The 616-nt window shown below is 81.0% G+C and carries 1 pseudogene; it reads left to right on the forward strand.

What is annotated here, in order from left to right:
- Window positions 1–616: pseudogene (locus tag MTP10_RS41845) on the forward strand (hypothetical protein); the annotation flags it as partial.

Genomic DNA, 616 nt, shown 5'->3' on the forward strand with positions numbered 1-616 from the left:
CCCGGGGCGCCCGCGACATCCGCGACGCCCGCGACGCCCGCGACGCGCTCGGCCGTCACCGCCGCCTCGTCGCCGCCGTCGCCGAGGGCGCGGGCCTGACCGAGCTCTTCGCGCTCACCGCCGCCGAGCTGGGCGTCACCGGAGCCGTCGTGTCCGCCTCCGGCGAGGTGATCGCCGGCGAGGCGGACGACCCCGTACGGCTGGCCCGCGCCTACCTCACCGCGCCCGGACTGCCCTGCCGGGCCGGCGGGCACACCCTCTTCGGCGTGGGCCGCGGCCACCGCGCGGCGGGCTGGCTCCTCGCCTGCGAGGGCGACCTGATGGACCGGGCCGACCTGGGCCGCGAGCTGGCCGCCTGCGTGACCCTCGAACGCAACCGGATGGAGGAGGGCCGCCGGGTCGAGCGGCGGCTGGCCGAGCAGCTCGTCATGGCCGCCCTCACCGAGCCCGACCCGGCCGGCCTGGCCGCCCGGCTGCGCACCTGCGGCATCGGCCCCGACGAGCCGTACGTGGTGGCGAGCGCCGCCCTGCCCGGACACGGCCCGCGGGGAGGCGCGGCCACGCGCGGCCCCGACGCGGCCACCACCTCGCGGCCGGCGCCGACGGCGCGGTGGCG

It is taken from the genome of Nonomuraea sp. 3-1Str (assembly GCF_031570565.1).
In the GTDB taxonomy this organism is placed as follows: domain Bacteria; phylum Actinomycetota; class Actinomycetes; order Streptosporangiales; family Streptosporangiaceae; genus Nonomuraea.